This window comes from Jiangella mangrovi (genome assembly GCF_014204975.1).
Classification (GTDB): Bacteria; Actinomycetota; Actinomycetes; order Jiangellales; family Jiangellaceae; genus Jiangella; species Jiangella mangrovi.
Genome location: NZ_JACHMM010000001.1, coordinates 163,327 through 178,099, shown reverse-complemented (window position 1 = coordinate 178,099; position 14,773 = coordinate 163,327). Strand labels below are relative to the sequence as shown.

The following is a 14,773-nucleotide window of genomic DNA, read 5'->3' as shown; positions in this document are numbered from 1 at the left end:
GAGCGTCCGTCCGCCCCGACGAGTTCTGCCGGCGGGGGTCGTCGGATCGGACAAAGACGTGACCCTTGCCACAGCGCGAGGCTGTGCCCAGCCGACCGCGAGGTCCAGGCTGCGGCAAGTCCCACGAGGGAAAGGGAATTCGTGCGGATCACCGCCCCTCCGAAGGAGATGGTCATGCGCATCGGCCCGAAGGTCGCGTTCGCCGCGGCCCTGACACTGCTCCTCGCGGCGTGCGGCGGCTCCGACGGCGACAGCGCCGGCGGGTCGGGCGCGTCGGGTGGGGACGCCGAGCCCGTCGCCGACGGCGCCTTCACGACCGCCGTCGCCGCCGATCCGGGCAACCTGCACCCGCACCTGACGGCGCTGTCGGCGACCCGCGCCATCGACGCGTACCTGTACGACAAGCTGGTCTACTTCACCACCGACGGCGAGGAACTGCCGTGGCTGGCGGAGTCCTGGGACGTCACGCCCGACACCGTCACCTACACCCTGCGCGACGGCATCACCTGCTCCGACGGGTCGCCGCTGACCGCGACCGACGTCGCCGCGAACTTCCAGTTCATCGCCGATCCCGCCAACCAGTCGCCGATGCTCGGCGTCATGGTGCCGCCGGGGCTCACCGCGACCGCTGACGACGCCGCACGCACCGTCACGCTGACCGCCGCGGCGCCGGACCCGTTCCTGCTGCAGAGCACCGGTGAGCTGTTCGTCGTCTGCAAGGCCGGCCTGGACGACCCCAGCCTGCTCGAGGACGGCGGCGTCGGCACCGGCATGTTCGAGTTCACCGAGGTGGTCCGAGAGGACCACTACACGTTCGCGCGCCGCGACGACTACGCCTGGGGCCCCGACGGCGCCGCGGCGGCGGACGCGGGCACGCCGGCCACGGTGAACGTCCGGGTCATCGCGAACGAGTCGACCGTGGCGAACCTCATGGTCTCCGGCGAGCTGAACTCCGCCTCCGTCACCGGCCCGGACCGGCAGCGGCTGGAGGAGACCTACGAGCAGCTCGCGCTGCGGGCGATCGTCGGCGAGATCTTCTTCAACCAGGGTGAGGGGCACCCGGGCGCCGACGACGAGGTCCGCGCGGCGCTCGCGCAAGCGCTGGACTACGAGGAGCTGATGTCGGTCATCACCGGCGGCCAGGGCCAGCGATCGGAGTCGCTCACGATCCTCGCGCCGGCGGCCTGCCAGTACGACGCCGTCGACGGCAACCTCCCGGAGCAGGACACCGAGGCCGCCGCCGCGGTGCTGGAGGGCAGCGGCCTCGAGATCGACCTGATCTACAACAGCACGCGCGGCGACACGAATGTCGCGGCGGCCGAGCTGATCGCGTCGACCTGGACCGAGGCCGGCGTGCCCACCACGGCCCGCGGCCTGGCGCCCACCGAGTACAACGAGGTGGTCTTCGCGACCGGGTCGTGGGACGCCGCGCTGCTGCCGGTGAACCTGCGCCTGCCCAACCAGATCGTGCCGTTCCTGTCCGGTCCGGTTCCGGCCGACGGCGGCACCAACCTGGCGCACCTCGACAACCCGGAGTACGACGCCGCCGTCGCCGAGGCGATGGGGCTGTCCGGCCAGGACAGCTGCCCGAAGTGGCAGGAGGCCGAGGAGGCGCTGTTCGCCGCGAACGACGTGCTGATCTTCGCCGACGAGACGATCCCGTTCTTCCTCGCCGGCGCCACCGCGGCCATCGGCTCCGACGGCCTCATCCCACCGACGCTGCGGCTGACGGCCTCGTGACGTCGGCGCACCTCGTCGCCCCACCCACGCGGACGCGGGTCTCCGCGTGGGTGGGCAACCCGTGGGCCCGGTTCCTGCTGCGCCGGGCCGGGCGGCTGCTGGTGTCGCTGGCGGTGCTGGTGGCGCTGGCGTTCCTGATGATCCACCTGATCCCCGGCGACCCGGTGCGGGCCGCGCTCGGCCTCACCGCCCCGCCGGACCTCGTGGAGGCGCGGCGCGAGGCCCTCGGGCTGAACGACCCGATCGCCGTGCAGTTCGTGGACTACGTGCGGTCGCTGTTCGCCGGCGACCTCGGCGTCTCGATGACGTCGGGCATGCCGGTGTCGGAGACGATCGGGCAGCGGCTGCCGGCGACGGCGTCGCTCGCGGTGGCCGCGTTCGTCGTCGTCATGCTCGTCGCGATCCCGCTGGGCCTGGCCATGGCCGTGCTGACCAGGGGCGGGCGCCGGCGCGGCGCGGAGCTCGGCTTCACCTCCACCAGCGCGGTGGCGGCGGCGATCCCGGAGTTCCTGCTCGCCGTCGGCCTGGTGTTCGTGTTCGGGGTGACGCTCGGCTGGTTCCCGGTGGCGGGGCGCAGCGACGCGGCGTCGTACGTGCTGCCGGTCGTGGCGCTGGCGCTCGGCCCGGCGCTGCTGATGGCCCGCATCGTCCGGGTCGAGGCGCTCGCCGTCATGGACCAGGACTTCGTCCGCACCGCGCGGGCGAAACGGCTGCCGCCGCTGCGCGCGTATCTGCGCCATGTCTTCCCGAACGCGCTGACCTCGACGCTGACCATCGGCGGGCTGCTGCTCAGCGGCATGATCGTCGGCACCGTCCTGGTCGAGAACGTGTTCGCCTGGCCCGGCATGGGCATGACGATCGTCTCGTCGATCCTGTCGAAGGACTACCCCGTCGTGCAGGGCATCGTGCTGGTCTACGGCGCCGCGGTCCTGCTGGTGAACCTCGTCGTCGACGTGCTGCTGGCGCTCGCCGACCCGCGCTCCACGATCAGGGAGGGCTGATGGGGCGGGACCAGTGGAAGGCGGCCCTGCACAACCCCGTCGGCGCGGTCGCGGCCGGGCTGCTCGTGCTCCTGGCGATCCTGGCGATCGTCGCGCCGCTGCTGTGGGGCGACGCCGCCGAGGAGACCGACCCCGCGGCGCTCTCGCAGGGCTCGACGGCGGAGCACCCGCTGGGCACCGACGCGCTGGGCCGCGACATCATGCTGCGGGTCCTGGTGGCGACGCGGTACTCCCTCGGACTGGCACTGCTGGCCACGGCGATCTGTGTGGTCGTGGGGGTGCTCCTGGGCGTGCTGCCGGCGGTGCTCGGGCGGCGGGCCGGCCGGCTGGTGACGGGCACGGTGAACCTGGCGGTCGCGTTCCCCGGCCTGCTGCTGGCGCTGTTCTTCGCGGTGATCTTCGGCGTCGGCGCGCGCGGGGCGGTGCTGGCGATCGGGCTGGCCGGCGCCCCGTCGTTCGCCCGGCTCGTGCAGACCAACGTGGCGGCGGTGTCCGGACGTGACTTCGTGGCGGCCGCGCGGGTCGCCGGCGTCGGCCGGTTCCGGCTCATCGTCCGGCACCTGCTGCCGAACGTCGGCGAGCCGCTGGTGGTCAACGCCACGGTCCTGGCCGGTGGCGCGCTGCTGGCGTTCGCCGGGCTGTCCTTCCTGGGCCTGGGCGTGCAGCCGCCGGCCTACGACTGGGGCCGGCTGCTGGGCGAGGGCCTGGACCGCATCTACATCAACCCGGCCGCGGCGCTGGCCCCCGGTGTCGCCGTCGTGGTCGCCGGGCTCGCCTTCACCCTGCTCGGCGAGTCGATCGCGCAGGTCGTGGGGGTGCGTGCGGTGCGACGCCGCCGTCCTCCCGAGGGGACGGCGTCAGCTGCGGCTCCCGCGGCACCCGCGCAGGGTGACGGCAGCGCCGTCCTCGTGGCCGACGACCTCCGGGTCGGCTTCCCCGCGCCCGGCGGCTGGACACATCCCGTCGACGGCGTGAGCCTCACCGTCCGCCGCGGCGAGACCGTCGGCATCGTGGGCGAGTCCGGCTCCGGCAAGAGCCTCACCGCGCTCGCCGCCGCCCAGCTCGCCCCGGACGACGCGCACGTCACGGCGGCCCGGCTCGAGGTCGCCGGCGCCGAGCCGCGGGGACGGCCCGAGGCCGAGGTCCGCGAGCTGCTCGGCACCAAGGTCGCCATGGTCTTCCAGGACCCGATGACCTCGTTCAACCCGTCGATGCGGGTGGGCGCCCAGCTGGCCGAGGTGACCCGGGTGCACGAGGGGCAGGGCCGCCGCGCCGCCCTGGCCCGCGCCGTCGACCGGCTGCGCACCGTCCGGGTGCCGGCGCCGGAGCGGCGGGCGCGCCAGTACCCGCACGAGTTCTCCGGCGGCATGCGCCAGCGCGCCATGATCGCGATGGGCCTGATGAGCACGCCGGAGCTGATCATCGCCGACGAGCCGACGACGGCTCTCGACGTCACCGTGCAGCGGCAGGTGCTGCGGCTGCTGAAGGACGTGCAGTCCGACACCGGGGCGGCCGTCGTCCTGATCTCGCACGACATCGCCGTCGTCGCCCAAGTGTGCGAGCGGGTCGTCGTCATGTACGCCGGCCGCGTGGTCGAGGAGCTGCCGGTCGGGCAGCTGGGCGCGGCCGCGCACCCGTACACCCGGGCGCTGCTGGCGTCCGTGCCCGACCTGGCGACCAACCGCGAGCGGCCGCTGGCGACGATCCCGGGGCGTCCGCCGGACCCCGCCGACCGGCCCGAGGGCTGCGCGTTCGCCCCGCGGTGCGGCTTCGCCGACGACGCCTGCCGGGTCCGGCCGAGCCTCGCCGCCGCCGGCTCCGTCCCGGGACAGCGGGCCGCCTGCTGGCACCCGCGCACGCAGCCGCTGGACCTGGCGCTGGACGCACTGGACACTGCGGGAGGACGGGCATGAGGGAGCTGTCGTTCGAGGGCACGACCGTCCGGTTCGGCACCGGCCGGTCCGCGCTGACCGCCGTCGACGGCGTCGACCTCACGGTGCCCGCGGGGTCGGTCGTCGGGCTGGTCGGCGAGTCCGGCTCCGGCAAGTCGACGCTGGCCAAGGCCGCCGTCGGGCTGGTCCCGACGACGTCCGGGGAGATCCGGCTGGACGGCGCGCCGCTGCGGACCCGCCGCGAGCGCCGTCGGCTGCAACTGGTCTTCCAGGACCCGCACGCCTCGCTGGACCCGCGGATGACCGTCGGCGAGTCGATCGCCGAGGCGCTGCGCGGCCGTCGCGGGCGCACCGCCCGGGCCGCCGAGGTCGCCCGGTTGCTCGAACTGGTCGACCTCGACCCGGCGCGCGCCCGGTCGCTGCCGTCGGGACTGTCCGGCGGGCAGCGGCAGCGGGTCGCGCTGGCGCGTGCGCTGGCCGCCGAGCCCGAGGTGGTGCTGGCCGACGAGATCACGTCGGCGCTCGACGTCTCGGTGCAGGGCGCGGTGCTCAACCTGGTCCGCGACCTGCAGCGCCGGCTCGGGCTGACGATGCTGTTCATCTCGCACGACCTCTCGGTGGTGCGCTATGTGAGCGACGTCATCGCCGTCATGTACCTGGGCCGGATCGTCGAGGCCGGCCCGGCGGACGCCGTGCTGTCGGCGCCGAAGCACCCGTACACCCGCACGCTGCTGGACGCCGCCCCGGCGTTCGGCGTCGGGCTCGACGACCCCGTCCCCGCCGACGACCAGCGCCTCGACACCGAGGCGCCCTCGCCGCACGACCCGCCGCAGGGCTGCCGGTTCCACCGCCGCTGCCCGATCGGCCCGCTGACCCGGCCGGAGCGCACGATCTGCGCCGAGGCCGACCCGCAGACCGGCGCGGCGGACCGGCCGCACCGGTCCGCCTGCCACTTCGCCACCGACCTGATGGAGGTGCCGGCACCGTGACCCCCGACGATGTGCTCGCGCTGACCGTTCCCGCCGAACCGGCCCTGTCGCCCGGCGGTGCCCGGGTCGCCTACGTGCTGAAGGGCAGCGACGCCGAGGCGGACGAGAACGTGTCGTCGCTCTGGCTCGTGTCCGCGGGTGGAGGTGACGCGCGGAGGCTCACGCAGGGCCGCGCCGACGCGTCGCCGGCCTGGTCGCCGGACGGCTCGCGGCTGGCGTTCCTGCGCGCCGCCGACGGGCCGGCGCAGGTGTGGCTGCTGCCGATGTCCGGTGCGGGCGAGGCCGTCGCGCTGACCGACCTGCCGAAGGGCGCCGGCGCGCCGGTGTGGAGCCCCGACGGCACCCGGATCGCCTTCACCGCGCCCGTCGACACCACCGGGCAGGCCGACACCGACCCGATCGTGATCGACCGGCTCGGCTACAAGGCCGACGGCGCCGGGCTGCTGCGCGGCCTGCGCCCGCACGTGCACGTGGTAGACGTCGCGACCGGCGACACGACCCAGCTGACCAGCGGCGACTGGGCCGCCGGGCCGGTGGCCTGGTCGCCCGACGGGTCCCGGCTCGCGTTCCCCGCGGCGACGGCGGACGACGCCGACCTGACGGGCGCGTCGTCGGTGTACGTGGTGCCGGCGGACGGCGGGCCGCTGGGCGAGCCCGTCGGAGAGCTGCGCGCCGCCGGCCCGGTGACCTGGACCCGGGACGGCGGCGCGCTGGTGGTCGTGGCCCAGCGGGAGGTGGTGGTCGGGCACTACCGGCTGTTCCGCGTGCCGCTGGACGGCGGCCCGGCGGTCGACCTCACCGTGGGCCTGGACCGCAACGTCATGCCCGGCGGCCCCGGGTATCCCGGCGACCTGCCGCAGCTCGCCGGGCCGGCGGGGGAGACCGTCGTGTTCTGCGCCCGCGACCGCGGCTGCACGCACGTCTTCGCCGTCCCCGTCGAAGGCGGCGAGGTGCGGCCGCTGCTCGGCGGTGCCGGCCGGGTCGTGTCGGGACTCTCCGTCGCGGGTCCGCGGGCTGCCGCCGTCGTCGGCGGACCCGGCTCGTACGGCGAGGTCGTCCTCGTCGACGTCACCACCGGCGCCGAGAGGGCGCTGACCGCGCACTCGCCCGCGGACCTCGACCTGCCGGTCGCGGAGGAGCGCGTCTTCACCGTCAGCGACGGCACCGAGGTGCACGGCTGGCTGCTGCGCCCGTCGTCGGCCGCGAGCGACGACGGGCGCAGTCCGGCTCCACTGCTGCTCGACATCCACGGCGGCCCGCACAACGCCTGGAGCCCGGTGCCCGACGGCGGCCACTCGTACCACCAGCTGCTCGTGCGGCAGGGCTGGTCGGTGCTGCTGCTCAACCCGCGGGCCAGCGACGGCTACGGCGAGGTCTTCTTCGCCGCCGCCGTGGGGCAGTGGGGGCTGGCCGACGAGCGCGACTTCCTGGAGCCCCTGGACCAGCTGGTGGCCGAGGGCGTCGCCGACCCGGACCGGCTGGCCGTCACCGGGTACAGCTACGGCGGCTACATGACCTGCTGGCTGACCGGCCGCACGGACCGGTTCGCCGCCGCGATCCCCGGCGGCATCCTGAGCGACATCACCAGCTTCGCCGGCACGTCCGACGCCGGGCATTACCTGGCCGTGCACGAGACCGCCGTCCCGTTCAGCGACCCCGAGAGCGCCGCCGCGCAGTCGCCGTACACGCACGTCGAGAACGTCACGACGCCGACGCTGATCCTGCACGGGCTGAACGACGACCGGTGCCCGCCGGGGCAGGCCGAGCAGTGGTTCGCCGCTCTGCGCGCCCGCGGCGTCCCGGCCCGGCTCGTGCTCTACCCAGGCGCGTCGCACCTGTTCATCCTGGCCGGGCGCCCGTCGCACCGGCTCGACTACGCCCGCCGCATCGTCGACTGGGTCACCGAGCACACGTCGAAGAAGGAGCACGCGATGACGACCACCGCCACCACTCTGGACCGCGACCACTGGCAGCAGCGGCTGAACGAGCTGGCCGAGCGCTACCGCGTCCCTGGGGCCACGCTGGGCATCGCCCGCGGCGACGAGACGCTGGAGCTCGCCTACGGCGTCACGAACGTCGAGACCGGCGTCGAGGTCACCACCGACACGCTGTTCCAGATCGGCTCCATCAGCAAGGTGTGGACGGCGTCGGTGGTCATGGCGCTGGTCGACGCCGGCAAGCTGGACCTCGACGAGCCCGTCGTCACCTACCTGCCCGAGCTGACGCTGGCCGACGCCGACGCCACCGCGCGCGTCACCATGCGGCACCTGCTCACGCACACCAGCGGCATCGACGGCGACTTCTTCCTCGACACCGGCCGCGGCGACGACTGCCTCGAGAAGTACGTCGCCGCGCTGGCCGGGCTGCCGCTGAACCACCCGCTCGGCGCCACGTGGTCGTACTGCAACTCCGGGTTCACCACCGCCGGCCGGGTCATCGAGAAGCTCACCGGGCAGACCTGGGACACCGCGATGCGCGAGCTGCTCTACACGCCGCTCGGGCTGACCCACACCGTCACGCTGCCCGACGACGCGCTGCTGTACCGGACCGCCGTCGGGCACATCCACGAGGACGACGAGCCGTTCCGGCGGGCACCGGTCTGGGTGCTGCCGCGCTCGGCCGGCCCTGCCGGGCTGATCACGTCCACCGTCGCCGACGTGCTCGCCTTCGCCCGCCTGCACCTCGCCGGCGGGGTGGCCGCCGACGGCACGCGCGTGCTGGCAGCCGACACCGTCGCCGCCATGCAGGCCGAGCAGGTGAGGCTGCCCGACCCGTACACGCTGGCCGACTCGTGGGGGCTGGGCTGGTTCCGGCTGGACTGGAACGGCACCCGGCTCATCGGCCACGACGGCAACACCATCGGCCAGTCCGCGTTCCTGCGGGTGCTGCCGGAGCAGAACGTGGCGGTCACGATGCTCACCAACGGCGGCCACACCCGCGATCTGTACGAGACGCTGATCCGCGAGATCTTCGCCGAGGTCGCCGGCGTCGAGATGACCGTGCCGCTCGGCCCGCCCGAGGAGCCGGTCGAGGTGGACCTCGCGCCGCACGTCGGGACGTACGAGCGCACCAGCGTCCGGCTGGACGTCTGGCAGGGCGAGAGCGGCGCGAAGCTGCGGATGACCCAGACGGCCGAGCTGGCCGGCCTCGACAACGAGCCGAAGGAGCTGGACCTGGTAGCCGTGCGCGACGGGCTGTACGTCACGCGGCTGCCCGGTAACGAGACCTGGCTGCCGGTGACCTTCTACCAGCTCGCCGACGGGACGCCGTACGTCCACCTCGGGGTCCGAGCCACACCGAAGGTCTCCTGACGACGTGGGGGATGTGGAGGGGGAGCTCCGCGAAACTCTCGCGGCGGCTGGCGTGACGGGGTACCTGCACGCCGTCGACATCGGGTCCGGCGCCGAGGTGGGACTCGACCCCGACGCGCCGGTCGTCACCGCGAGCGTGTTCAAGCTGCCGGTGCTGGTCGAGCTGTGCCGGCAGTTCGCGGCCGGAGAGCGGGCGCCCGCGGACCGGCTGAAGATCCCGGCCGGGTCGCGGACCTTCGGTCCCACCGGGCTGTCGGTGATGCTGGACGAGGCGGAGCTGTCGCTGCGCGACCTCGCCTATCTGATGATGAGCGTCAGCGACAACCACGCGACGGACGCGCTGATGGCGCTGCTCGGCCGCGAGCGCATCAACGCCGGGATGGCGGCTCTCGGGTTGCCGGGGACGGTGCTCGAGGAGGACTGCGCCGGGCTGTTCCGGCTCATCGACTCCGATGGTCTCGACGCGGTCCTCGACCCCGAGACGACGAACAGGAGCACGCCGCGGGAGACGACGGCGCTGTTGCGGCGCGTCTGGAGCGCTGACGGCATCCCGGGGGCGGCCTGCGCGGAGATCCGCCGGATCCTCGCACTCCAGGTCTGGCCGCACCGCCTCACCTCGGGCTTTCCGGACGATGATGTGAGGGTGAGCGGCAAGACGGGCACGTTGTCGCACGTGCGCAACGAAGTCGGCGTCGTCGAGTACCCCGGCGGCGGGACGTATGCGGTCGCGGTGTTCCTGCGGCTGCCCGGGCGCGAGTTCCGCAACCCGGTCGCCGACGGCGTCATCGGCACGGCCGCGAGGATCGCCGTCGAACACCTGCGAGTGGTGGTCCCCTGGGAGGCTCATGCGGCATCGACGGCGACGCGGGGCCGGAGGTCCCGCCGAGTCGTCGGTCCAGACCGATGGCCGACCGGCGCAGGGGAGGTGCCGCCGCATGAGCCGACCGGCTGATGTCACGGTGAGCGCCGTGGCTGAGATGACCGCCGACCTGCGCACGCTGGTGGAGTGCGAGTCGCCGTCGGCCGACACCGCCGCGGTCGCCGCGTCGGCCGACGTCGTCGCGGCGCTGGGCGCGCGGCTGACCGGTGTGGCGCCGGAGCGCATCGTCGTGGACGGGCGGACGCACCTGCGCTGGCGGTTCGGGCCGCCGGGCCCGCGGACGCCCGGCGTGCTGCTGCTCGGCCACCACGACACCGTCTGGCCGGTCGGCTCGCTGCTGGCGCACCCGTGGCGGGTCACCGACGGGCGCGCGTACGGGCCGGGCTGCTTCGACATGAAGGCCGGGCTGGTGCAGCTGGTCCACGCGCTGGCCGGCATGACCACGCTCGACGGCATCACCGTGCTGGTCACCGGCGACGAGGAGCTGGGCGCGCTGACGTCGCGGCCGCTGCTGCACGAGGAGGCCGCCCGGGCGTCGGCCGCGTTCGTCCTCGAGGCGTCCGCCGACGGCGGTGCGCTGAAGACCGCGCGCAAGGGCGTCGCCTGGTACGAGGTGCACGTCACCGGCCGGGCGGCCCACGCCGGGCTGGAGCCGTGGACCGGCGTCAACGCGGCCGTCGAACTCGCGCACCAGGTGCTGGCCATCGGCGCGCTGGACCGCGGGCCCGACGGCGCCACCGTCACCCCCACCGTGGCCACCGCGGGGACCACCGCGAACACCGTCCCGGCGACGGCGTCCGTGCACGTCGACTCGCGGGTGCCGACGGCGGACGAGGCGCGCCGCGTCGACGAGGGGCTGCACGCGCTGCGCCCGGTGCTCGACGGCGCCCGGGTCGAGGTCGTCCGCGGCCCGCGGCACCCGCCGTTCGAGCCGTCGTCGTCGGCCTCGCTCTATGCGCTGGCTCGTGACGTGGCGGCCGCGCTGGGCCTCGAGCCGCTCGGCGAGGCGCACGTCGGCGGTGCGTCGGACGGCAACATCGTCGCCGGCGACGGCACTCCGACGCTGGACGGGCTCGGCGCCGTCGGAGCCGGGGCGCACGCGCCGGGCGAGTACGTCGTCGTCGACGAGATGCCACGGCGGGCCGCGCTGCTCGCCGGGCTGGTCGACGCCGTCCGCTCGTCGGCCTGGACGAACCGGGCCGGCGCGGATCGGGCCGGACGACCATGACCGGCGTCCCGGAGCGGAGGACCATCGACGACATGGCCGCCCAGCCCGCCGCCGTCGCGCAGATCGTCATCCGTGAGCTGTCCGCGCTCGCCGACCTCGAAGAGGTGTACGCGCTGTTCGACCGCATCTGGAAGCCGGACCGCTCGAACCCGCCGGTCACCGTCGAGCACCTGCGCGCCCTGACCCACGCCGGCAACTACGTGGCCGGCGCCTACGACGGCGACGAGCTGGTCGGGGCGTGCGTCGGGTTCTTCGCCGCGCCGCCCGGCCGGTCGATGCACTCGCACGTCGCCGGCGTCTCGGCCGCCACCCGGGGCCGCCACGTCGGGTTCGCGCTCAAGTCGCACCAGCGCGACTGGGCACTCGAGCACGGCCTGGCGGAGATCACCTGGACGTTCGACCCGCTGGTGCGCCGCAACGCCTACTTCAACCTGGCCAAGCTGCAGGCCCGTCCGAGTGACTACCTCGTCGACTTCTACGGCGACATGGACGACGCGATCAACGGCGGCCAGGGCAGCGACCGGCTGCTGGTGCGCTGGCGGCTCGAGGATCCGGCAGTGGTAGCGGCCTGCGCTCGCGGCGGCGGTGCGGGCGCGGTCGTCGCGCCCGGCGTGGTCGCGGCGCTGACGGAGTCGCCGTCGGGCCGGCCGGTGGCGGCGCCCCGGTCGGTGTGGGCCCGGGCCGGTCGGGTGCTGGTCGGGACGCCGTCGGACATCGAGGCGCTGCGCGGCACCGACCCCGAGACCGCCCGTCTGTGGCGGTCGGCGGTGCGCGACGTGCTGGGTGAGCTGATCGGCGGCGGGGCGCGGGTGACCGGGTTCACCCGCTCCGGCAGCTACGTGGTGGAAAGGACGGATGCGTGAAGGTCGCCGGGTTCGAGCTGCGGCGCATCGCGATGCCGCTGGTCGCGCCGTTCCGCACGTCGTTCGGCGTCGAGACGGCGCGCGACGTGCTGCTGGTCCGGGCCGCCACGCCCGACGGCGACGGCTGGGGCGAGTGCGTGGCGATGGCCGCGCCGCTCTACTCGCCCGAGTACGCCGACGGGGCGGCGCAGGTCATCGAGCGATTCCTGGCGCCGCGGCTGTTCGCGGCGGGGGAGTCGCTGGGGCCGCTGGACGTCGCGCGGCTGCTGGAGCCGGTGCGCGGGCACCGCATGGCGAAGGCCGCGCTCGAGACGGCGGTGCTCGACGCCTGGCTGCGGGTGCGCGGGGAGTCGTTCGGGTCGTACCTCGGGGCGGTGCGCGACCGCGTGCCGGCCGGGGTCTCCGTCGGCATCATGGACTCGATTCCCGCCCTGCTGGACGCCGTCGCCGGCTACCTCGACCAGGGGTATCTGCGGATCAAGCTGAAGATCGAGCCGGGGTGGGACGTCGCGCCCGTCCGCGCGGTTCGGGAGCGGTTCGGGGACGACGTGCTGCTGCAGGTCGACGCGAACGCCGCCTACACGCTGGCCGACGCCGCCGTGCTCGGGGCGCTCGACGAGTTCGGCCTGCTGCTGATCGAGCAGCCGCTGGCCGAGGACGACCTGCGCCAGCACGCCGCGCTCGCGCAGCTGATCCGCACCCCGATCTGCCTGGACGAGTCGATCGAGTCGGCCAAGGACGCCGCCGACGCGCTGCTGCTCGGCGCCTGCCGGATCATCAACGTCAAGCCCGGGCGAGTCGGCGGCTACCTCGAGGCGCGGCGCATCCACGACCTCGCGCAGGCGCACGGCGCGGCGGTCTGGTGCGGCGGCATGCTCGAGACCGGGCTCGGCCGGGCCGCGAACGTCGCGCTGGCGGCGCTGCCCGGGTTCACCCTGCCCGGCGACACGTCGGCGTCGGACCGCTACTTCGCCCAGGACGTGACGGAGCCGTTCGTGCTGGCCGACGGACACGTGGCGGTGCCGACGGGCCCCGGCCTCGGCGTCGAGCCCCTGCCCGACGTCCTGGCCGCCCTGACCACGTCGACCACCTGGCTCCCCGCCTCCTGACGCCTCCAGTTTCGTAGCCCGGCACCAAGCGGGCGGCGCGGATTGTAGAGTTCGACGAACTCCTGACCGTCGTCCCTGTGTTGGGGTTCAGAGGTGTTGCGCATGACCCGGCGACCGAGGGCCACGCTCGGCCGTGTCCTCGACGATCTGGGGTCGACGCTGCTCGAGGTCGTCGCCGGGCGGGTCGACCCCGGCCGGTCCGTGGGCGGCGTCGTCATCCACGACCCGCTCGACCCGCCGTCCATGCCGTCCGACGCGCTGGTGCTGGGCGTCGGCCTGGCGGCGTCGGCCGAGATCGCCGACGTCGTCCGCACAGTCGCCGCCGACGGCGCCGTCGGGCTGGTCCTGCGGGTCCCCGTCGACATCGACGCCGGCGTGCGGCGGGCCGTCGCCGAGGAGGGGCTGGTCCTGTTCGGGCTGACCCGAGGCGCGTCGTGGGCGCAGGTCGCGGCCCTGCTGCGCAGCCTGCTCGCGCTCGACGACCTCGGCGGCGTCGACGACCAGACGCTGGCCGGCGCCGGCGCGGGCGACCTGTTCGCGCTGGCCGGGGCCGTGTCGGCGCTGCTGGACGCGCCGCTCACCATCGAGGACCTCAACTCGCGGGTACTGGCGTTCTCGGCCGACCAGGAGCGCGCCGACGAGTCGCGGAAGGAGACCGTCCTCGGCCGCCAGGTCCCCGAGCGCTACCTGCGCCGGCTGGAGCAGCTGGGCGCGTTCCGCGCGCTCTACTCGACCGACCGGCCGGTGTACCTGCCGTCGATCGAGGGCGCCGAGCTGCCGCGGGTGGCGATCCGGGTCCGCGCTGGGGACGAGATCCTCGGCTCGATGTGGGCGGCGGTCAAGGAGCCGCTGACCGCGGAGCGCGAGCAGGCCTTCGTCGACGCCGCCAAGCTGGTCGCGCTGCACCTGCTCCGGCACCGCGCCGGCGCCGACGTCGAGCGGCGGCTGCGGGCGGAGCTGGTGGCGACGGTGCTCGAGGGCGGTCCCGCGGCGGGCGAGGCGGCCAGCCGGCTGGGCCTGGCCGGCGGCCCTGCCTGCGTGCTGGCGCTGGCCGTGCCCGGCGAGGAGGCCGAGCCGTCCTCCGTCGAGGCCGACCTGCAGCGGGTCGCCGGGGCGTTCGCGCTGCACCTGGCCGCCGTCCACCCGCGGTCCGCGGTCGCGCTCGTCGGCGGTGTCGTCTACGGCGTCATCCCGCTGGCCGCCGACGGCCCCGACGCCGACCTGCGCGCCGTCGCCGTCGCCGAGGAGTTCCTCAGCCGCATCGGCGCCCGCAGCCACGTCGTCGTCGGCATCGGCGGGGTCGCGGCCGGGCCGTCGGACCTGCCGCAGTCGCGCGCCGACGCCGACCGCGCGGTCCGGGTGCTGCGAGCGAGGTCGGCGGGGGCGCGGCAGGGCGGCTCGCGGGTCGCGCGGCTGACCGACGTGCAGATCTCGGCGTTCCTGCTCGAGCTGGGCAGCGCCATGGCGGCCGAGCGGCGGGTCCCGTCGGGCCCGGTGGCGCGGCTGGCCGCGTACGACCGGCAGCACCGCTCCCAGCTGGTCGGCACCCTGCGGGCCTGGCTGGAGGCGTTCGGCGACGTGACGGCGGCCGCGGCGGCCACGCACGTGCACGCGAACACGTTCCGGTACCGGCTGCGGCGGGTCGGCGAGATCGGCGGGCTGGACCTCGGCGACGCCGACGCCCGGTTCGCGGCGATGCTCGAGCTCCGGCTGCGCGCGATGGTTGATCACCCTTCGCCCGACTCGTAAGGTCAGGTCCC

10 protein-coding genes are annotated in these 14,773 nt (G+C 74.8%); all 10 read left to right on the top strand.

The genetic code is table 11. The features are described from left to right. The first annotated feature begins 174 nt into the window (after positions 1 to 174). Positions 175 to 1,740: an ABC transporter substrate-binding protein gene (locus tag HD601_RS00760; protein WP_184818406.1), complete on the top strand. Its 1,566-nt coding sequence runs from the start codon at positions 175 to 177 to the stop codon at positions 1,738 to 1,740. Beyond that, positions 1,737 to 2,741 carry an ABC transporter permease gene (locus HD601_RS00755; RefSeq protein WP_221440433.1) on the top strand — a complete coding sequence of 335 codons (1,005 nt, stop codon included), beginning with the start codon at positions 1,737 to 1,739 and terminating at the stop codon, positions 2,739 to 2,741. The genes HD601_RS00760 and HD601_RS00755 overlap by 4 nt, the downstream gene beginning before the upstream one ends. Beyond that, positions 2,741 to 4,654, top strand: a complete 1,914-nt coding sequence (locus tag HD601_RS00750) for a dipeptide/oligopeptide/nickel ABC transporter permease/ATP-binding protein (RefSeq protein ID WP_184818404.1) — start codon at positions 2,741 to 2,743, stop codon at positions 4,652 to 4,654. The genes HD601_RS00755 and HD601_RS00750 overlap by 1 nt, the downstream gene beginning before the upstream one ends. Continuing rightward, complete coding sequence (locus tag HD601_RS00745; RefSeq protein WP_184818402.1) at positions 4,651 to 5,622, top strand: oligopeptide/dipeptide ABC transporter ATP-binding protein; 972 nt, start codon at positions 4,651 to 4,653, stop codon at positions 5,620 to 5,622. Before HD601_RS00750 ends, HD601_RS00745 begins: the two co-directional genes overlap by 4 nt. Continuing rightward, entirely contained in the window at positions 5,619 to 8,933 is a 3,315-nt protein-coding gene (locus HD601_RS00740) for a serine hydrolase (RefSeq protein ID WP_184818400.1), read from the top strand. The genes HD601_RS00745 and HD601_RS00740 overlap by 4 nt, the downstream gene beginning before the upstream one ends. Before the next feature lie 52 nt (positions 8,934 to 8,985). Continuing rightward, positions 8,986 to 9,885: a serine hydrolase gene (locus HD601_RS00735; RefSeq protein ID WP_221440432.1), complete on the top strand. Its 900-nt coding sequence runs from the start codon at positions 8,986 to 8,988 to the stop codon at positions 9,883 to 9,885. A 16-nt stretch (positions 9,886 to 9,901) separates the two neighbouring features. Further along, entirely contained in the window at positions 9,902 to 11,041 is a 1,140-nt protein-coding gene (locus tag HD601_RS00730; protein WP_184818396.1) for a M20/M25/M40 family metallo-hydrolase, read from the top strand. Beyond that, positions 11,038 to 11,904 carry a GNAT family N-acetyltransferase gene (locus tag HD601_RS00725; RefSeq protein WP_184818394.1) on the top strand — a complete coding sequence of 289 codons (867 nt, stop codon included), beginning with the start codon at positions 11,038 to 11,040 and terminating at the stop codon, positions 11,902 to 11,904. The genes HD601_RS00730 and HD601_RS00725 overlap by 4 nt, the downstream gene beginning before the upstream one ends. Next, on the top strand, positions 11,901 to 13,013 hold the full coding sequence (gene menC, locus HD601_RS00720; RefSeq protein WP_184818391.1) for an o-succinylbenzoate synthase: 1,113 nt from the start codon (positions 11,901 to 11,903) through the stop codon (positions 13,011 to 13,013). The genes HD601_RS00725 and menC overlap by 4 nt, the downstream gene beginning before the upstream one ends. Positions 13,014 to 13,115: 102 nt before the next feature. Then, positions 13,116 to 14,762: a PucR family transcriptional regulator gene (locus HD601_RS00715; RefSeq protein ID WP_184818389.1), complete on the top strand. Its 1,647-nt coding sequence runs from the start codon at positions 13,116 to 13,118 to the stop codon at positions 14,760 to 14,762. Positions 14,763 to 14,773 lie beyond the last annotated feature (11 nt).